The 20,219-nt window shown below is 42.3% G+C and carries 18 protein-coding genes; 10 read left to right on the forward strand and 8 right to left on the reverse strand.

Annotation, left to right across the window (positions count from 1 at the left end; all coding sequences use genetic code 11):
• Positions 1-36 precede the first annotated feature (36 nt).
• The 3 genes from pdsS (at position 37) to MSG37_RS10695 (ending at position 4,393) form a co-directional block, all read left to right on the forward strand.
• Positions 37-2,220 carry a proteobacterial dedicated sortase system histidine kinase gene (gene pdsS, locus MSG37_RS10685; RefSeq protein ID WP_248470659.1) on the forward strand — a complete coding sequence of 728 codons (2,184 nt, stop codon included), beginning with the start codon at positions 37-39 and terminating at the stop codon, positions 2,218-2,220.
• Between the two features lie 79 nt (positions 2,221-2,299).
• Positions 2,300-3,478 carry a cystathionine beta-lyase gene (locus tag MSG37_RS10690; protein WP_248470660.1) on the forward strand — a complete coding sequence of 393 codons (1,179 nt, stop codon included), beginning with the start codon at positions 2,300-2,302 and terminating at the stop codon, positions 3,476-3,478.
• Between the two features lie 339 nt (positions 3,479-3,817).
• Positions 3,818-4,393 (forward strand): prepilin-type N-terminal cleavage/methylation domain-containing protein, encoded by a 576-nt coding sequence (locus tag MSG37_RS10695; protein ID WP_248470661.1) that lies wholly within the window; start codon positions 3,818-3,820, stop codon positions 4,391-4,393.
• A 158-nt stretch (positions 4,394-4,551) separates the two neighbouring features.
• On the opposite strand, the gene MSG37_RS10700 is transcribed toward MSG37_RS10695, so the two are convergent.
• From MSG37_RS10700 to MSG37_RS10710, 3 genes are all read right to left on the reverse strand, one after another.
• Entirely contained in the window at positions 4,552-5,043 is a 492-nt protein-coding gene (locus tag MSG37_RS10700; protein WP_248470662.1) for a CreA family protein, read from the reverse strand.
• Positions 5,044-5,132: 89 nt separating this feature from the next.
• Positions 5,133-6,503 carry a molecular chaperone gene (gene yegD, locus MSG37_RS10705; RefSeq protein WP_248470663.1) on the reverse strand — a complete coding sequence of 457 codons (1,371 nt, stop codon included), beginning with the start codon at positions 6,501-6,503 and terminating at the stop codon, positions 5,133-5,135.
• A gap of 167 nt (positions 6,504-6,670) precedes the next feature.
• Positions 6,671-7,654: a rhodanese-related sulfurtransferase gene (locus MSG37_RS10710; protein WP_248470664.1), complete on the reverse strand. Its 984-nt coding sequence runs from the start codon at positions 7,652-7,654 to the stop codon at positions 6,671-6,673.
• 327 nt (positions 7,655-7,981) lie between these two features.
• Here MSG37_RS10710 and MSG37_RS10715 point away from each other — a divergent pair, with 327 nt between their 5' ends.
• Complete coding sequence (locus MSG37_RS10715) at positions 7,982-8,641, forward strand: glutathione S-transferase (protein WP_248470665.1); 660 nt, start codon at positions 7,982-7,984, stop codon at positions 8,639-8,641.
• 290 nt (positions 8,642-8,931) lie between these two features.
• Here MSG37_RS10715 and MSG37_RS10720 read toward each other — a convergent pair whose 3' ends face one another.
• Entirely contained in the window at positions 8,932-9,537 is a 606-nt protein-coding gene (locus tag MSG37_RS10720) for a LysE family translocator (RefSeq protein ID WP_248470666.1), read from the reverse strand.
• A gap of 164 nt (positions 9,538-9,701) precedes the next feature.
• Between MSG37_RS10720 and MSG37_RS10725 the strand changes: the two genes are divergently transcribed.
• Positions 9,702-11,066, forward strand: coding sequence for a PLP-dependent aminotransferase family protein (locus MSG37_RS10725; RefSeq protein WP_248470667.1), 1,365 nt, complete (start codon positions 9,702-9,704; stop codon positions 11,064-11,066).
• 179 nt (positions 11,067-11,245) lie between these two features.
• On the opposite strand, the gene MSG37_RS10730 is transcribed toward MSG37_RS10725, so the two are convergent.
• Positions 11,246-11,722: a glycine zipper 2TM domain-containing protein gene (locus tag MSG37_RS10730; protein WP_248470668.1), complete on the reverse strand. Its 477-nt coding sequence runs from the start codon at positions 11,720-11,722 to the stop codon at positions 11,246-11,248.
• Positions 11,723-11,776: 54 nt separating this feature from the next.
• On the opposite strand from MSG37_RS10730, the gene aat reads away from it, so the two are divergent.
• From aat to infA, 3 genes are all read left to right on the forward strand, one after another.
• Positions 11,777-12,487 carry a leucyl/phenylalanyl-tRNA--protein transferase gene (gene aat / locus MSG37_RS10735; protein ID WP_248470669.1) on the forward strand — a complete coding sequence of 237 codons (711 nt, stop codon included), beginning with the start codon at positions 11,777-11,779 and terminating at the stop codon, positions 12,485-12,487.
• The gene (locus MSG37_RS10740; RefSeq protein WP_248470670.1) at positions 12,477-13,196 is read left to right on the forward strand and encodes an arginyltransferase; all 720 of its coding nucleotides are present in this window, start codon (positions 12,477-12,479) and stop codon (positions 13,194-13,196) included. Before aat ends, MSG37_RS10740 begins: the two co-directional genes overlap by 11 nt.
• Positions 13,197-13,315: 119 nt before the next feature.
• Positions 13,316-13,534, forward strand: a complete 219-nt coding sequence (infA, locus tag MSG37_RS10745) for a translation initiation factor IF-1 (RefSeq protein WP_005500725.1) — start codon at positions 13,316-13,318, stop codon at positions 13,532-13,534.
• 130 nt (positions 13,535-13,664) lie between these two features.
• Here infA and clpA read toward each other — a convergent pair whose 3' ends face one another.
• A complete protein-coding gene (clpA, locus tag MSG37_RS10750; RefSeq protein WP_248470671.1) occupies positions 13,665-15,923 on the reverse strand; it encodes an ATP-dependent Clp protease ATP-binding subunit ClpA in 2,259 nt (752 codons plus the stop codon).
• A gap of 38 nt (positions 15,924-15,961) precedes the next feature.
• Entirely contained in the window at positions 15,962-16,270 is a 309-nt protein-coding gene (gene clpS, locus MSG37_RS10755) for an ATP-dependent Clp protease adapter ClpS (protein WP_012155760.1), read from the reverse strand.
• A 239-nt stretch (positions 16,271-16,509) separates the two neighbouring features.
• On the opposite strand from clpS, the gene cspD reads away from it, so the two are divergent.
• Entirely contained in the window at positions 16,510-16,716 is a 207-nt protein-coding gene (cspD, locus tag MSG37_RS10760; RefSeq protein ID WP_012155761.1) for a cold shock domain-containing protein CspD, read from the forward strand.
• 271 nt (positions 16,717-16,987) lie between these two features.
• Here cspD and MSG37_RS10765 read toward each other — a convergent pair whose 3' ends face one another.
• Entirely contained in the window at positions 16,988-19,210 is a 2,223-nt protein-coding gene (locus MSG37_RS10765; protein ID WP_248470672.1) for an NADP-dependent isocitrate dehydrogenase, read from the reverse strand.
• 303 nt (positions 19,211-19,513) lie between these two features.
• On the opposite strand from MSG37_RS10765, the gene MSG37_RS10770 reads away from it, so the two are divergent.
• Positions 19,514-20,209: an rRNA large subunit pseudouridine synthase E gene (locus MSG37_RS10770; protein ID WP_248470673.1), complete on the forward strand. Its 696-nt coding sequence runs from the start codon at positions 19,514-19,516 to the stop codon at positions 20,207-20,209.
• The last annotated feature ends 10 nt before the right edge of the window (positions 20,210-20,219 follow it).

Consider the following 20,219-nt stretch of genomic DNA (forward strand, 5'->3'; position numbering starts at 1 on the left):
ACTTACTTGGGTTACTCATTAGGTACTTGTTACACCATGTTTAATATGCCGATAGGTCTGCGCACTAAAGTCGCTATATTGTCGTTATTTCTGCTCTGCCTACCTTGGCTTGGCTATCAATATGTTTGGGAGATGGAAAAGTATTTACGCCATGGCCAAGAAAAAACTCTTGAGGGCACCACTCAAGCACTTGCAACTGCTTTACATGAACGCCCCAAATTGTTTGATAGCCAAGCCAGCTTTTTAACCCAAGTAGAGAAAGGCCGCGACTTATATGCCTATCCACTCTCAGGCCCTATTCAGCTCGACGGTAAACTTGGCGATTGGAGCAGTTATCGTCACCGTGCACTTAATTATGGCGCTGATTATCAGATCTATAAACGAGATGATAGCGCACCGCTAAACTTAAGTTTTACCCACATGGTGGGTAAGTATGCGGGTTATCTTTATGCGTTTTTTGAGGTCAACGATGCCAATGTGGTTTATCGTGGCAAAAACAGTTTAAGCATCGACAGAAACGATCATATCGCTATTGCGACCTTAGCACCCGATGGCCAATTTAGGCGCTATATCATTGCTACCACGCAAGATGGCTGGATCAGTGCTTTTGAACTTCCGGAAGATCCAACACTTACCAAACCTGTCACCCCTGAAGTAAAAATTCAGGGTAAATGGACTAAAAGCAAACAAGGCTACAATGTTGAGCTGCGGATCCCACTCAACATGGTGGGCAGCAAACTTGGCTTTGCAGTCTATGATGTCAATAATCCACGCAGCCGGGCACTCGATGCTGTCGTCGGCACGTCAGCCATTGACGATGTCAGTAAACTTGGCACAGTGTTGGTCCCCTCCCCCGAAATTGAAAGCATTATTAAGGGGATGAGCCATAATAGCTCGCGAATTTGGGTGGTCGATAAACATGGCCGCGTATTGGCAAAATCTGGTGATATTCGCTCAGATAACAGCGTTTGGTCACGTTCATCTATTGATATGGAAGACGATTCTGGCTGGGGTAAATTTAAACGCCAATACTTGCATCCACTTTATTATAAAATCTTAACCACGCCTGCGAAGGATTTTATTGATTCGTTGCAAGACTCCACTGTGCTTCAAGGCAGCCATATCACCAAAGCATTGAACGGTCAGCAGGGCTCCACTTGGCGGCTCACACCCGATAGTAAAGCCGTGGTACTTGCTGCTGCCAGCCCGATTTGGATTGACGATAAAGTGATGGGCGTGGTCATTGCAGAAGAAACCACTCATGGCATTCGTACACTGCGCAACAAAGCGCTAGAGAAACTGTTTAATGTTATTCTAACGGTGATGAGCATGGGCACGTTAGCGCTGTTTTTCTTTGCGTCTAATATCTCTAGTCGCATCCGTAAACTGCGCGATGAAGCAGAACAGGCCATTGATAGCCAAGGACGAATTAAAAATGAAATCCAAGGTTCTAAAGTACGCGATGAGATTGGTGATTTATCACGCAGCTTTGCCAGTATTGTTAGCCGCTTAAGTCAATATACTCATTACCTAGAAAACATGTCTTCAAGGTTGTCTCATGAGCTCCGTACACCTGTTGCTGTTGTTCGATCGTCACTTGAGCATTTAGGTTTACAAGAGTTAAACCCAGACACCCGCAAATATGTTGATCGGGCACAAGAAGGGGTAAATAGGCTTAATATGATCCTCAATAATATGAGCGAAGCTACACGTCTAGAAGAAAGCCTGTCTCATGCGGAAACTTCAGTATTCCCATTAGAAAAAGTGATCGGCGGCTGCATGCAGGGTTACCAGATGACCTACCCAGCTCAAGCTTTTAGCTTAGATATCACTTCAGAATCAACACCGGTGCTCGGCGTGCCCGAGTATATTGCTCAATTAATGGATAAGCTCATCGCTAACGCACTCGAGTTTAGTCATGATCAAAGTCCAATTGCAGTCTCACTGCAGTTAAAAGGCAAATTCGCCGAGTTAAGTGTTAGCAACCAAGGGCCTGCGCTACCCGATAATATGGCTGAGCAAATATTTGAGTCTATGGTGTCGGTACGTGTGCAAAAGTCACAAGACAAGCCGCACTTAGGTTTAGGTCTTTATATCGCCCGTTTAATTTGTCAATTCCACGATGGCAAAATCTTCGCCAATAACACTGAAGACAACGCTGGCAATATAAATGGGGTGAAGATCAGCATTAGGCTTCCGTTAAGTAAAGAAGGTTTATAGCAAGCTAAAAAATTGTCACTTTATTTTAGCCGTTTAGATGTTAAGATGGCTAAAACTAAAAACTGATGGAATACGTCCGATGAAAAAAGAAACGCAGATAGTCAGTCTAGGCCGCGATAAAAAATGGACCCAAGGAGTGATTAACCCTCCAGTCTACCGTGCATCAACCATGGTATTTGATACCATTGAAGATATGCGCTTTGCCGCTAAAAATAAGGCTAATGGCGAAATGTTTTATGGCCGCCGTGGCGGCCCTACACATTTTGCGTTTCAAGCAGCGATTGCAGAACTCGAAGGCGGCGTTGGCACAGCTCTTTATCCATCAGGTAGCGCTGCCATCAGTAATAGTTTGCTCTCGTTTTTAAAAGCGGGCGATCATCTACTTATGGTCGACAGTGCCTATGAGCCAACTCGAGACTTATGTAATAAATTGCTTGCTGGTTATGGCATTGAAACCACTTATTATGATCCTATGATAGGTGATGGCATTGAGGCACTTATTCAGCCCAATACTAAGGTGCTATTTTTAGAATCTCCAGGGTCTATCACCATGGAAATTCAAGACGTTCCAAGCCTAAGTCGTATCGCCCACCAGCACGATATTGTGGTAATGCTTGATAACACCTGGGCATCCCCCATTAACTCGCGACCGTTTGAAATGGGCGTGGATATTTCAATTCAAGCTGCCACCAAATACATTGTGGGTCACTCTGATGTGATGATGGGGACGGCAACAGCCAATGAAAAACACTGGGAGCAATTAAGAGAAAATAGCTACCTGCTAGGCCAGTGCACTTCACCAGATGATGTATATCTAGCAAGTCGTGGATTGCGCACTTTAGGTATTCGTTTAGCTCAACATGAACAAAACGCGCTTAAAGTAGCTAATTGGCTTGCAAACCGCCCTGAGGTTGACCATTTGCGTCACCCGGCGTTTGAGTCATGCCCGGGTCATGAGTTCTTTAAACGCGACTTTAGCGCTTCAAACGGCTTATTCTCGTTTGTGCTAAAACAAGGTGATGTGCGCTCAGTAACCGCCTTTGTCGAAAACATGAAACACTTCAAAATGGGCTTTTCATGGGGGGGATTTGAAAGCCTAATTTTGGGCGTTTTTGGTATAGACAAATTACGCACAGCTACCAAGTGGGATAGCAGTAAGCCATTAATTCGTTTGCATATTGGCCTTGAAAATGTCGATGATTTGATCGCTGATCTAGATGCCGCATTTGAGCGTTATAATCAGGTATTGAACAAATAATGCTAATCGCCAAAAGCGTATAATTAATAGATATATGGACTCCACCCAATAAAAGTCAGCAAATATCGCTGACTTTTATTGGTGCTACTAAGCAATAATCTTATATCAGAAGCAAATCAATAATGAGTCTTAACTTCCCGCCTTGAGCTATTTGTTGCTAATTAACAACACTAACTCCTCAGCCTTCTTTATCCCTGACTGCTGACTTAATTCATCGTTTAAATGCTATGATAAAACTGATACTTTGAGTTAATTATGCTCGACATTAAGTAAGTTTATTTTTGCTATTTGTTAAAATAACCTATGATTAGAGTCATCTATTTAAAAGTCGATAAGCTTATGATTAAACAGTCCAACTCGTCCCAAGGCTTCACCTTAATTGAACTTGTAGTCGTCATTATTGTATTAGGCATTTTAGCTGTGGTTGCCGCGGCAAAGTATGTCGATTTAAAACGAGATAGTGAAATCGCCAGAGTGCAAGCTACAGCAGCCGCTTTGCAGCAGTCAGTGACTTTTTCTCACACTAAATGGCAGCTTATTGGTGCTAATACTGCGATGAATGATTTGCCTGATTATGTTGGTGGTGTTTTAGATATCAATAGTTATGGCTTTCCCCTCGGCACAGGTAAAGGTAACCCGATGGGACAACCTAAAAATATTGGTCAAGGTGAGCAAGGCTGTGTAGATTTATGGAATATCTTACAGCAAGACCCTGCCTCTATCGCTTTATCAAGTGTTAATGACGACAGTGATTTTCAAGCTTACCGCCATCAAGCAGATACTAATCCTGATGGTCTAACCGAATGTACCTATGTACTGAGAACCCTGGGTGATACTCAAGGCCGTGAGCAGGCTGATATGAAAATTGTTTATGATTCTGTGGCTGGCACAGTAAAGTCTTTCATCAAAAGCTAGTTAACGATAAAACCTTTAGCCCTAAAACAGGGTACAAAAAAGGGTGAACTCAATTCACCCTTTTTTATTACTAATGACCCATCCTAAATAGCGTTGACACTGACATAAACATAGAGACGTTGGCTTTATAAGTGCAGGCCTTAACGCTGTTAGTCGGCTTAATTACTTGCAACGCCACCAGCAACCCAAGCTTGGGTACCATATAACGGCACTGTTGATAGTGCATGTTTATGGCTGCCATTTGTTTCTTTGGTTGAGTACGACAAATACAGCAGTGTTTGATTTTCTGCATCATAAATGCGGCGCACTTTAAGCGATTTAAATAAAATGCTGAGTGATTCTTTAAATACCACTTCACCGTTTTTACTTTTATCGATATTAGCAAGCTCTGCTGCTGTAATCGGCCCTGTTTGACGACAAGAAATGCTCATGTCTGATGGATCGGCAAGACTTAAATCAGCTTCAACGCGGCTGATATGGCAAGTCACTCCGGGAATTTTAGGATCGTGGCGTGCATCAATAACCACATCTTTCGTGGTAAACAAACCTAAGCTCACTTTTCCCACATCATCACCACAACCACTTAGTCCCAAAGATAGCAATATTGCTAACCCAGTACCTGAGAGTAACTTTTTGGTTAATTCAGTCATATCCATCCTTAAGAAACGATTATATTCTTTACTTAAACTAGGTGATGCGATCAACGCATAACGCTTACCTTGCTTCGTTTGCGCTAGCTTTATGCAAACACTCTTTGCGCCCAACGCGTTAAACCCGCCGTTACACTACCAAAGTGATCACCAACAACAATCGGTATTTCAGGGAATAGCCCCGAAATACGTTTATAAATTGCCGGGCTTCTTGCTGTACCACCGGTGACATAGATGCGATCAGGCATCACACCAGATTGTTCAAGCGCTTCGCGCATTAACGCTTCCACTTTTGATAGCGGCATAGTAATGGCATTTTCAAAGTCAGCCTCACTGACTTTAGCATGTAGTCCGTTATCAATGTAATCCAGTGGAGTATCAACGCTATTGTGATCAGATAAAGCAATTTTACTTTGCTCTGCACTGCGCACTAATTTGTAGCCTAATTGCTCTTTTTGCACCTTGAGTAAACGCTTGATAAGATCTGGACTTTGGGCATCTTTTATCAAATCTTCAATCAGCTTTTTAGAAGCCAATGCACTAAAGTCTCGTTGCGCGCTGATATCATTAACCGCCACAGCATTCCAAAATGGCTTACTTGGCACTGGCAGTTTATTGGTCATCAAACTCCCTAGACCAAGGTGCGGCATAAATGATGCCATCGATAGTGCGATATCTAAATCGTTACCACCAATACGCTGACCGCTATGGCCTAAAAAGTCTTGGCTTCGGTCACGATTATCAATATGGCTCGGCCCCATTTTTACCATCGAGCAGTCGGTAGTACCACCCCCAACATCGACAACGAGCACTGTCACGTCTTCTTGCAGTGAGGCTTCATAATCCATGCCCGCCGCAAGAGGTTCAAACAAGAAATCAACGTCTGTAAAGCCAGCGCGCTTAGCCGCTAACGATAAAATGGCTTCCGCTTGAATATTACTTTGCTCGCCACCTATACCTTGAAAGTTCACAGGTCGGCCTATTACCCCATGGGTAATAACGTTGGCACCGTTTGCTAAGCTCTTTTCTGCTTGTTTTTTGATGTGCATCATCATCAGGGTCACGATATCTTCAAACAAAGCAATTTGGCTATCATGCAAGCCGCTCGCGCCTAGGAAAGATTTAGGAGAGCGAACATAAAAGCCTTCGTCCGGCATATCTAAATAGGCTTCAATCGCTTGCTCACCCACAAAAACAGCTTGCTCGTTAGGTAATAAGTCTAACTCTCGACGTGCAGCAGCGCCGCGGCTCAATTGCGCTGCGCGCATGCGGGCGTATTCTGCTTGTTCCGCTTGAGGTAATTGTTTCAATACCGCTTCAGCAATAAGTTCACGATCCATCGCATATAGCGTTGAACTTAAATACTTGGAATCACCAGATAAGGGTACTAAGCGCACTTCACCGTTTTCAATAACACCTATCGCGCAGTTAGCACTACCGTAGTCAAAACCTACAAACATTCCCTTATCCTTTAACGCATAAAAAAGCCGTGCAAAATAGCACAGTCAGACCCAAGGAAAAAGTGGATTTTGGAAATAAAAAAAGCAGCCTATAGCTGCTTTTAATGCATAAGCTTAATCTGAATAATATCTGATCAAGCTTGTGAAACTATTTTTTGATTATCGTCTTACGCAGTTTTATCATTTTGCGCTTTTTTAAGTTGCTCTTTTTTAGCACGTCGAGACTCAATAACCTGACTGACATCACTACCAATATGCGCTTCACCGCGCTGCTTAGATAACTGAACTTGGCGCTCACGTTCAATAAAGCGCTGGCGCTGTTTTTCACTAGTTTTATCAATACAGTGCAAACAGCTAACGCCTTGCACAAAACTCTCTAGCGCCATCTCGTGTTCAGTCACCGGCATACGGCAGGCATTACACTGATCGTATTTGCCCTTTTCTAAATCGTGGTTAACCGCAACTCGGTTATCAAACACAAAGCATTCACCTTGCCAGAGGCTTTCCTCTTGTTCGACTTCTTCAAGATACTTTAAGATCCCACCTTCTAAATGGTAGACCTCATCAAAACCTTGCTCTTTTAGGTAGGCCGTTGATTTTTCACAGCGGATCCCCCCAGTACAGAACATAGCAACTTTCTTATGCTTAGCAGGATCGAGGTTTTGTTTTACGTAATCAGGAAACTCTCTAAAGGTGTCGGTTTGCGGATCAACTGCGTTCTTAAATGTACCAATTTGCACTTCATAATCATTACGAGTATCAACCAATAACACCTCAGGATCAGAAATCAGTTTATTCCAATCCTTAGGCTTTACGTAAGTACCGACGACCTTATTAGGATCAATCCCTTCAACGCCCATGGTCACGATTTCTTTTTTCAGTTTAACCTTAGTACGATAAAACGGCATGCTGTCGTCAAAAGACAATTTATAGACAATGTTGTCTAAACCCGGTTGAGTGGCCAACCAAGCAAGTAAGTTATCAATTGCGGTTTGTGAGCCAGCAACGGTACCGTTAATTCCCTCACTCGCAATGAGTAATGTGCCTTTAATCTCAGACTCTTGCATTACATTGAGTAAAGGCGCTTGTAACTTTTCAAACTCTGTGAGCGTTACAAACTTATACATGGCACATACAACAACTTTTGACATAATCATCCCTTATTCGGCTAGCTGAAGCTTAATCTCCAGTGCTAATCATTGTGACCACCCATAAAATGTGAGCGACCACGCAAAATTCAGCGCGAATACTACATTAATCACAGGGTAACAAACAGGCACAAAAAGTATGGTTATTAACCAGCAGCGTTCACCAAGACTTGATTAATTCTTTAATCGATAAAAACTAGAGCATTATGCTGATCCCCATTTGTAGTAACCCAGTACGATATTGCAATAGTAAGAATTTGATAAAAGATTGTTATTTTTCGCTCGAAAGTTAAAAATACTCCGCATAACTTACTTATAAAAAGTCACAATATGTCTCTGCCTACCCTTTACTCTTTTAGACGCTGCCCTTATGCCATGCGCGCCCGACTCGGCATTATGTTATCGGGTCAATCAGTTGATTTAAGAGAAATAATTCTTAAGCACAAACCACAGGCTATGCTTGACGCATCCCCTAAAGGAACTGTTCCTGTACTTATTTTGCAAGATGGTAGCGTAGTTGAAGAAAGTATTGAGATCATGTGCTGGGCCTTAGCTAAAAACGATCCTAGTGATTTATTACTGCAGCGTACACCGGCACTACAAGAAGTCGCCCAAGCGCTGATCAAAACCAATGACGACAGTTTTAAACCTTGGTTAGATAAGTACAAATACGCAGACAGGCATCCCGACATGCCGGAGCAATATTATCGACAACAAGGTGAAAGCTTTATTGCTCAGCTTGAAAACTTACTAGCCAAAAACCAGCAGTTGCTCGGAGATAAGCCCTGCATTGCTGATTACGCGATTTTCCCTTTTATTAGGCAGTTTGCGGGTGTAGATAAAACATGGTTTGATAATGCTGCTTACCCTAACGTGCAGCGCTGGCTAACATCGTATATACAAAGTGATGTGTTTACAGCAATTATGAAAAAATACCCCACTTGGCTGGAAAGCAATCAAAGCTTTGAGTTTGGGGAGCAGCATAACTAAGCTAATTAATCTAGGCTAATTAAGCCAACCTAAGTGTTAACAGATTTAATCAAGACCGAAGAAATGGCATCAAGCTTGAAGCCATTTCTAATTACTAGCCATTAAATGATTACAAGACTCGATACTTTCAATTTATGTACCAGCAAACACCTGCTGGCACATTGCTCTGCTACGTGCCGCAAATAATTACACGTTACTCGTTACTCGTTATAGTGGCTAACCCATAACGGTTAAATTCTCGTGTTTTACGAGCTATCCCCGTTCACAGTAGCTACGGGTATTAATTGCCATTAGTGAATAATGAGTGGAATGGTGACCAACAATAAAGCCCCCATAAACCAGTTGAAATATTGCCGCCTTTTGGGAGTATCGAGTTTGCGACGAATTGTCGCCCCCAAAACCACCCAGGTTAATGATGTAGGCAGACCAACAATATTAAATACTACCACTCCCATAATGGCCGTGAGCCAGTAAGCTTCACCCGATATTGTAAATGCAGTACATAACGTAATCGTTGCTAGCCACGACTTAGGGTTAATCCATTGGAACAGGGCTGACTCTTTAATCGTCATTGGTCTTAGTCTCTCTTCCTGACTCGCATTATCAACCGGCATTGTTACCACTTTATAAGCCAGAAAAACCAGATAACCGAGAGACAATATTTGCAATGCTTGATGCATAACAGGAAAAGCTTTAAACATACTGCCTAACCCAAGTAGTATCGCAATATGCAGTAAGGTTTGCCCGAGCCTAATGCCTACAATATGTGGCATGGTGCGGCGTACACCAAAATTGGCCCCCGATGTCGCCAACAATATATTATTAGGTCCTGGAGTCATCGTCATTGTGGCACAAAATATCGCAGCCGATACCACCAGAGTCCAAATCCCATCCATTTGCTTCTCCTTCACTTTATATTCAGCGAGTACAATACAAAAACTGCCTCAAGCCCCTCTTTACAATTATTCAAAACCAAATTGTATGGGTACAAAAATTGACACAACCTAAGTTTTGATCGCATAGTAACGCCATAAAAAATCGATACAAGAATTTTATTGTCATGGGTACAATATGGACACCAAGCTTAGTGCGGTATTCTGGGGCCAAATACAAGCAGATAGCGAGCGCAGCTGAAGATGCTATTAGCTCAGGTGAGTTGCTGCCAAATAGCAAGTTGCCCCCTCAACGCCAACTTGCCGATAATTTATCTGTGACAATAGGTACAATTACTCGCGCTTACGCCTTACTTGAGCAACGCGGCTATGTATATGCAAAAGTCGGAGCAGGTACATTTGTTAAAGCCAGCCAATCAATGACTAATAGTCAACGAGGCAACTTCTCCACTTGCCAACAACCGCTCACAGATCAAATAAATCTATTGAGCGATGCCATGAGTGAGTTAGCTAAATCCCCACTTAGGTTAACGCAATTGATGGAGTACCATGCCGAACCACTTAACGAGCATAAACTCACATTTAGCCAGTGGTTGGTTCGTCGTGGTATTGAGCAGAAACCGGAGCAAATAGTCTTTAGCCATGGCGCCCAGCAAGGTATTTTTGCAGTGCTTAATGCAATGCTAAAGTCTGGTGATACATTATTTTGCGAATCTAATTGTTATCCAGGCATCCATGTTGCGGCAGAGCAATTGGGGATCAAAATAATCCCAATTTCACTCACTGATGACGGTTTAGACCTTTCAGAGCTTGCAGAAAAACTCAGTTTATACAAACCCACAGCGCTCTATTTAACGCCTAATAATCAAAATCCAACCTGCATCCAATATAGCCATGCGCAGCGTCAATCAATCTTGAAATTAGCACAAATTCATCAGGTGGTGATTATTGAAGATGATGTTAACTATTGCTTACCCAGTGAGTGGTGTAGCCCTTTATGGTCACTCGACCAAGCATCAACCGCTATAGAGAAACAATCGGTTATCTATATTTCGAGTTTATCTAAGCTGTTTTGTGGTGGACTAAGGCAGGGTTTTTTACTTGTTCCACAAAGATTTATGCGCAAAATAAAACAAGCTATCTACAGTCAGTGTTGGATGGTATCACCGATAAATACCGAGCTAGCTTGTATACTCATCGAAAATAAAGCTTTTATGGGTGAAAGAGAGCAACAGATAGCTGCTCGCCAACAGCAATGCATTGCAATGGGCCAACGTCTTGGTTTAAAGCAAAATTGGCGCGGTCTAAACGGCTGGTTGCAACTAAAGCTACCGTTAAAATCTCATCATGTAGTAACAGCCCTCGCTCAACAAGGAATACTTATTCGCAACGGCGATGATTTTAATAATCATGATAATCATATCCGCTTAAGTATTGGTGGCTGCGGCGATGACAACATTTTTACTGAGCAACTAGCAAAGATAGAAGCGTGCATTAACGAGTTAAGCCAATCCGCTTACTCTGTTGTTTAGTGAAAATCATTAACCACCTCTTACACTATGAGCCATTAATGCCATAAGTTAGCGTAACGTTGACTTAAAAAGCGAAGTAAAAAATCCAGTCTTTAAAAAAGTAGATTAAGACTGAAAACAAAAAACCGCTATCAACTAGCGGTTTATTCTGGAGGATAGCTTAATTTTACATGCCACAATTACATTTGTTGGTCGACTCTGACATAACCTTGCAAATACACCACTCGTACATCGTCATTGACGTTAAAAATCATACCTTGGTCAAGATCTTGTATCACCATAACTTGCTCGCCAGAATCTAAAGTAATCATCATCTCAACCAGTCTGAGCTCTTGGTAATATGAATTATCACCATAACGATTACCCACTCCAGCTCCTAGCAGCGCACCTAACACCGTGGCGACATCTTGTCCCGAGCCACCACCAAATTGATGACCAATCACACCACCAACAAGTGCACCACCAAATGTCTTCCAGCCAGTATTACGGTCTTCAACCAACTGTTTTTCGGTGATATTACGCACAGAAGCCACCTGGCCGAACTCGACTTTTTCAACCGGAACTGCTTGATTACGATCATAAGGAGCCGCGTTAAGCGCACTTGAGCCAAAAATTAAACAGATAACCGTGAAAACAATAAGATGAGGTTTCAACATAAGACTTTTTCCGCTAACTTTAAGGATAAGTATATTTATTAATCTTACTCAATTGTGAACTCACTGTCTTATTTAAATCATGATCAGCAAGGTTTCCCACCTCCTGAGCAAGCATTAAGTGATCCTAATGGTCTACTCGCTGTCGGCGGTGACTTAAAACCTGAGCGCCTTTTAAATGCTTATTACAATGGTATTTTTCCTTGGTTTAACCTAGATGATCCGATTTTATGGTGGTCTCCAGATCCCAGAGCTGTTTTTGTCCCAGGTAATATGAAAATTAGCCGTAGCTTAGTTAAGTACCTAAAAAAGCAAGACTGGACCTACACCATAAATCATCAATTTAAGTCTGTTATGGCTGGCTGCGCAGCACCTAGAGCTAAACAAGATGGTACTTGGATTTCAGATGAAATCCAGCAAGCATATTACGCTTTGCATCAACAAGGCCACGCCCATTCATTAGAGGTTTGGCAAGGTTCTGAGCTTATAGGTGGCCTATATGGCATAGCCATTGGCCAGGTATTTTGCGGCGAATCCATGTTTCATCGAACCACGAACGCGTCTAAAGCTGCTATGCTCGTATTACAGCAACATTTGCAGCGCTGTGGCTTCAGACTTATCGATGCTCAAGTCGTTAACCCGCATTTAGACAGCCTAGGCGCAAAGTCGATTAAACGTGATGACTTTTTGAGATTACTCACCCATTTAAGAGATGGTGCAGTCAATCCAGATAGCTGGTGTAAATCCGAGGTATTCATTGAACTCTAAAACTAGACAGCTTGCAGTCGGCAGAACAAAAACCTTTCCTTGCAGTTATTTAGATTCGCAGCAAGAACAACTCATGGTGTTACAAGAGGATGCTATCGACTCCGCTTTATTCGAACAACTTTTGGCGTTAGGCTTTCGCCGTAGTGGTAGCATGATCTACAAACCACAATGCCCACAATGTAGCGCTTGTCTGCCAATCCGTTTGCCCATAGATGAATTTACAATCTCTAAAAGACAAAAAAGAACACTGAAAAATAATCAAGATTTAAGTTGGAAGATTGTTGATCATAAAACTGAGCAACAATATGAACTCTATGAGCGTTACGTTAATACACGCCATTGTGACGGGCCAATGTATCCAGCAACACCAGAGCAGTACGACAGCTTTGCAACTGCAAGCTGGATGCAACCGCTATTTATAGAGCTACGCTTAGACGACAAATTAATTGGCGTTGCGGTAACCGATGTATTACCCCATAGCCTGTCAGCAATTTATAGTTACTTTGACCCAGAGTTCCATAAACGTTCATTAGGTAGTCTGCTTATTTTACTGCAAACCCAAATCGCTAAGATGATGAAAAAGCAGTTTTTATATTTGGGCTATCAAATTGATGAATCAAGAAAAATGAATTACAAACGTGATTATCGACCACATCAAATTTTGACCAATTCAGGCTGGGTAACTGAGAACAACAGCAAAAACTTGTAATTTAACCGCCCACTTGGCGCTAGATAGCGTATATACTCAACCTTTGCTTTACAGCAAGGCTAATTTGCGGCATGATACGCCCGTTTTTATTATTTGAAGGCTAACAGGATAACTGATTAATGGCGAAAGAAGACAACATTGAAATGCAAGGCACAATCCTTGAAACCTTGCCAAATACAATGTTTCGTGTAGAACTTGAAAATGGTCATGTCGTAACGGCACACATTTCAGGAAAAATGCGTAAAAACTACATCCGTATTTTGACGGGTGACAAGGTAACGGTTCAGCTGACACCTTACGATTTGAGCAAAGGACGCATCGTCTTCCGTTCACGCTAAGAGTTATTAGCCTACATAACGTATATTTAAAAAGCCGGCAATGCCGGCTTTTTGTTGTCTTCGATTTGTCATTTATTTCAGAAGTTAACAATAAATGCCCTAACTTAGCGACATTTATTGCAAACCATTATTAGTGAGTGACTTTCTCTAGAGACTCGGTTGTTATTACAATCTCATCTGCTTTCACATCAACTCTTGCAATACCGCCCTTCTCAAGCTCACCAAACAAGATCTCATCAGCCAACGGACGCTTGATCAACTCAGTAACCACTCGAGCCATTGGACGTGCGCCCATAGACTTGTCATAACCTTTCTCAGCAAGCAAGGTTCTGGCTTCATCACTAACCTCAAGCGTAACTGACTTATCATCAAGTTGTGCTTGTAACTCAACTAAGAATTTATCAACCACTTTGGCTATCACTGTCATGTCTAAGTGATTAAACCAAATAATCGAGTCTAAGCGGTTACGGAACTCTGGTGAAAACACCTTGTTGATTTCCGACAATGCATCTTGAGTGTGATCTTGTTGCTTAAAGCCAATCGACTTACGAATGGTTTCTTGCACACCGGCATTGGTAGTCATGACTAAAGTAACATGTCTAAAATCAGCTTTACGGCCATTATTGTCAGTTAACGTACCGTGATCCATCACCTGCAGTAGCAAGTTATATACATCCGGGTGAGCTTTTTCAATCTCATCAAGCAGCACCACACAATGTGGATTCTTAATCACGGCATCCGTTAATAAGCCACCTTGATCGTAACCAACATAACCTGGTGGCGCACCAATTAGGCGAGACACCGTATGGCTTTCCATGTACTCAGACATGTCAAAACGCACAAGATTAAGACTCAAACATTTCGCCAGCTGGCTAGTAACCTCTGTTTTACCTACGCCTGTAGGGCCGGCAAACAGAAAACTACCAACGGGCTTATTTTCCCCGCCTAGGCCACTGCGAGATAAGCGAATAGCAGAGCTAAGCCCCTCAATCGCTGGATTTTGGCCAAACACCACCATTTTAAGGTTGCGCTCAAGGTTTTTAAGTAAATCCCTGTCAGAGCTTGATACAGACTTCTCTGGAATGCGCGCCATTTTTGCGATGATTGATTCGATTTCTGCTTGACCAATAGTTTTTTTACGTTTACTCGCAGGTTGCATCGCCATGCGTGCCCCCGCTTCATCAATCACGTCAATCGCCTTGTCAGGCAAATGTCTGTCATTAATGTGTTTATCAGACAGACGCGCAGCAACGCTTAACGCTGCAAGGGTATAACGAACATTATGATGCTCTTCATACTTTGACTTAAGACCTTGCAATATCTTTGTGGTTTCGGCAACCGACGGCTCATTAATATCTACTTTTTGGAAACGACGCGCTAAAGCACGATCCTTTTCGAAAATGCTTTGATACTCTTGGAATGTAGTTGAGCCCATGCAACGTAACTTGCCACCAGATAAAAGTGGTTTAAGCAAATTAGACGCATCCATCACTCCGCCAGATGCAGAGCCTGCACCAATAATGGTATGAATTTCATCAATAAATAAAATCGCATGCTCATCATTAGCTAGCTCTTTTAACAGGCCTTTGAAACGTTTTTCAAAGTCGCCACGGTACTTTGTCCCCGCAAGCAGTGCTCCTAAATCAAGTGAGTAAACCGTCGCTTTACTCATCACTTCAGGTACTTCTTCTTTAACGATCCGATATGCTAAACCTTCTGCAATCGCAGTTTTACCAACACCCGCTTCACCCACTAGCAATGGATTATTTTTACGGCGACGACAAAGAATTTGAATTGAACGCTCAATTTCCTCGGTACGACCAATCAAGGGGTCAATACTGCCGCTTTTAGCAAGCTCGTTAAGATTAGCAGTGAACTGCGATAAAATACTGCGCTCCTCTTCCGTCTCGCTTTGATCTTCGATTCGGTTAGGCTCACCGTCGCTATCAATGTCGTTTTTAGAAAATCCGTGTGAAATAAAATTAACCACATCTAAGCGGGTCACATCACCTGTTCGCAATAAATAAACCGCTTGCGACTCTTGTTCACTAAAAATGGCGACTAAGACATTGGCGCCGGTGACTTCGTTACGACCAGACGACTGCACATGAAAAACAGCTCTTTGTAAAACTCGTTGGAAACCTAAAGTAGGCTGAGTTTCTTTATCGTCTTCAGGATCAGAAATAATAGGTGTGGTTTGTTGAATGAAGCTAGACACTTCATCCTTGAGCTTTTCTAAATTTGCTCCGCAAGCAACTAACGCCTCTTGTGCGGCAGGGTTATCGATTAACGCCAACAACAGATGCTCAACCGTCATATACTCATGACGTGCATCTCTGGCTTGTTGAAAAGCCAGATTTAAGGTGACTTCAAGATCTTTATTTAACATAAGCACCCCCTAAAAAAATAACAACAGAGTAAAACCAATTAGGCCTCCTCTAATGAACACAGTAACGGATGTTGGTTTTGTCTTGCAAATTGATTTACTTGCGCAACCTTAGTTTCTGCAATCCCAAATGGATAAATACCGCAAATTCCTTTGCCCTTATGATGGATTGCCAACATAATTTCAGTTGCTTGTTGCTCATCTTTTTTGAAGAACAGTTGTAATATCTCGATGACAAAATCCATCGGTGTGTAGTCATCGTTGTTTAAAATGACTTTATACATAGAAGGCTGTTTAAGTTCTGACTCAACACTTTCTTCTACATGTTCAATATTTTCTGTTCTACTCATATCCCAATATTAGCCTCTAGTCTTGGCTTGTACCAATCGATTATGTAACTCAGTCTGTTTGTTGGACAAATTCTATCAAATTATACTCAGGTACGACTTGTTAAAAATTGTTGCTTTTTTGTTAACTTTATCTTGACAACCACTTATTCAGCTTTCATTCTGTTCATTAAGCGAGGATTTTCCCCGCTGATAAGTTTTACTATCTTACTGGGAAGTGGACAACAGAAGGAAGTGGAAGTATGGCAAGCGGAACTGTTAAATGGTTCAACAACGCCAAAGGATTCGGGTTTATATGCCCTGATGCTGGCGGTGAAGATGTTTTTGCACACTATTCTACCATTGAAATGGAAGGCTATCGAACGCTAAAAGCGGGCCAACCAGTCAGTTTTGAGGTGGAAGCTGGGCCAAAAGGGATGCACGCGTCAGCAATATCGCCAACAAACTAAAATAAGTTAGATAAATCACTCTACATAAGTAAATGCAAGAATACTTATATAGCGTGATATTAAGTGGCGATTAAAACGGCGATATCGATAAAGACAAAAAAGCAGAATAGTTTAGCTATTCTGCTTTTTTATTGGCCGCTATTAGCCATTAACCTTAATTGAGTACAGTATAGCGAAGAGAGTTTTTGAGCTAAAAACAAAAAGGGCTTGCGATAAGCAAACCCTTTTTAGTTATATTGCAACCGCTATGATTGACAGCGGCACTAGCAGGTTAACCCACAATGGCGTTAAGTGTTGTGCTTGGGCGCATAGCAGCAACGGCTTTAGCCGCATCTAAACGGAAGTAACCGCCTAAATCAACAGCTGGGCCTTGCGCACCATTTAGCTCTGCAACAATTTTCTGCTCATTGCTAGTTAGCGATTCTGCAAGTTCACTAAACTCTGCTTGTAATTGCTGATCAGCGCTTTGCGCAACCAATGCTTGTGCCCAGTACATCGCCAAATAGAAGTGACTACCACGATTATCAAGCTCGCCGACTCGACGCGAAGGTGACTTATTACTATCTAAGAATTGGCCAATAGCAATATCAAGCGTATCTGCGAGCACCTGTGCCTTAGCATTACCTGTACTTTGGCTTAAGTGTTCAAGTGAAGCGCCAAGAGCTAAAAACTCACCCAGAGAATCCCAGCGTAAGTGACCTTCTTTTTCCACCTGCTGCACGTGCTTAGGTGCACTACCACCAGCGCCAGTTTCAAATAAACCGCCGCCATTCATTAGTGGCACAATAGATAGCATTTTTGCGCTGGTACCGAGCTCAAGAATTGGGAAAAGGTCAGTTAGGTAATCACGTAATACGTTACCGGTTACTGAAATCGTATCTTTACCAGCCTTCACGCGATCTAAGGTAAAGCGGGTAGCTGCAACTGGTGACATAATGTGTAGCTCAAGACCACTTGTGTCGTGATCTTGCAGATAAAGCTCTACTTTCTTGATGATTTCAGCATCATGGGCACGCTCTGTATCTAACCAGAACACTGCCGGTGTATCAGATAAACGTGAACGATTAACAGCAAGTTTCACCCAGTCGCGGATCGGCGCATCTTTAACCTGACACATTCTGAAGATATCGCCTGCTTCTACTTTGTGCGACATCAATACATTGCCGTTTTGGTCAACTACATTCACAGTGCCTGCATCAGCAACTTCAAAGGTTTTATCATGGCTACCGTATTCTTCAGCTTTTTGTGCCATCAAACCAACGTTTGGCACGCTGCCCATTGTGCTCGGATCAAACGCGCCGTTGTTGATACAAAAATCGATAGTTTCTTGATAAACACCAGCATAACAACGATCAGGGATCATCGCTTTCATATCTTTTAGCTGCCCATCAGGACCCCACATCTGCCCTGACGTACGAATAGCTGCCGGCATAGAAGCATCGATAATGACATCGCTTGGAACGTGTAAATTAGTAATACCGCGGTCAGAGTCAACCATAGCAAGTTCAGCACGCTCGTTATAAACAGCGGCTAAATCAGCTTCAATAGTTTCTTTTTGCTCAGCTGGCAATGTAGCAATTTTAGCGTACACATCGCCCACACCGTTGTTTACATCAACACCTAGTTGTTCAAATAGCTCACCGTGTTTAGCAAATACTTCTTTGTAATAAACTTTAACAGCATGACCAAATAAAATTGGATCAGACACTTTCATCATGGTCGCTTTTAAGTGCAAAGATAATAAAACATCTTGCTCTTTGGCTAAGTTAGTTTCACGCTCGTAAAACTCTACTAACGCTTTTTTGCTCATTACAGCTGAGTCAATCACTTCACCCGCTTGCAGAGCGATATCGCTGCGTAGCACTTGCTCAGAACCATCGGCTTTATTCAATACAATTGACACACTGTCCGCATCAGCAACAGTGACTGATTTTTCGCTGCCGTAGAAATCACCTTCGCTCATATGAGCAACATGTGACTTAGAGTCAGCTAACCACTTACCCATTGAATGAGGGTTTTTCTGAGCAAACTTTTTAACTGAACCAGGGGCACGGCGATCTGAGTTACCTTCACGCAATACCGGGTTTACCGCACTACCTTTAATTTTGTCGTAACGTGCTTGAATTTCTTTTTCAGCATCGTTTTTCGGCTCATCAGGGTAGCTCGGGATGTCATACCCCTTGTTTTGTAACTCTAAAATACAAGCTTTAAGCTGCGGGATTGACGCACTAATGTTTGGTAATTTAATAATGTTCGCTGCGGGCGTTTTAGCCAGCTCGCCAAGCTCTGCTAATGCATCGCCAATACGCTGCTCAGCGGTTAGGTTTTCAGGGAAGTTTGCAATAACACGACCAGATAGAGAGATATCACGAGTTTCTACGTCAACGCCGGCAGTTTGAGTAAACTTTTGAATAAGAGGTAACAGAGATAATGTGGCTAACGCTGGAGCTTCGTCAGTTTCGGTATAGATGATCGTTGATGTTTTATCGTTCATTTTGTGTCCTACATTGATTTAAATTTAAGATTTTTATAATAATTATTTTCTATTTTTACGATTGAAAAGCAGTAACGTTTCTATCTTATCACTCTGAATTGCTAGCGATAATTTATGCGATCTTGTGTGCAATAAGCCAGCGACATTATTCGCACACTTCTCACAAATGAGAATAATTAGTTGCGGATCACACTTTTTAATTTGCCGACATCATAAAACATTCCACGCAATTTTCAAATTCCACTAAAAGCCAATGCGCAGTACAATAGTGAAATAGCCCGTATAGATGAAAAGAATTCCAGCGTGACGCAGCCATTTAGTAACAAAAACAGTAACCAGCAGCGAAAAACTCGTACTGCCCGCCCAAATAGCAAAAATAGCAGTTACTCAAACTCGTCAAACCGCAGTGGCTTTAAACGCAAAACAGCTGAAAAAACTAAGTCTGTTGCCAATCCCGTCATTGTGCTCTTTAACAAACCCTTTGATGTGCTTTGTCAGTTCACCGATGAGCAGGGCCGCCAAACCATAAAAGATTATATTCCTGTACCTGGTGTATATGCAGCAGGCCGCCTAGATAGAGATAGCGAAGGTTTATTGCTACTGACTAATGACGGTAAATTACAATCTCAAATCACTGAGCCTAAAAAGAAAACATTTAAAACCTATTGGGCACAAGTGGAAGGCGCGCCAACAGAAAATGATTTAGAAAAACTACGTCAAGGTGTTGAGTTAAAAGACGGTATGACGCTACCGGCTAAAATTAGCATTATGGATAAGCCCAAGGTCTGGGATAGAACCCCACCTATTCGCGAGCGCGCTAATATTCCAACAACCTGGCTTGAGATCCAGATCTGTGAAGGTAGAAATCGACAAGTAAGACGCATGACAGCTCATATCGGTTTTCCGACATTAAGATTAATCCGCTATAAAATAGGTCAATGGAGTCTAGATGACCTAGAAAATGGCACATATCGCCAACTCGATATGTCTAAAAAGTAAGAGTTAAACT

The organism is Shewanella sp. 1CM18E (assembly GCF_023161665.1).
Taxonomy (GTDB): Bacteria; Pseudomonadota; Gammaproteobacteria; order Enterobacterales; family Shewanellaceae; genus Shewanella.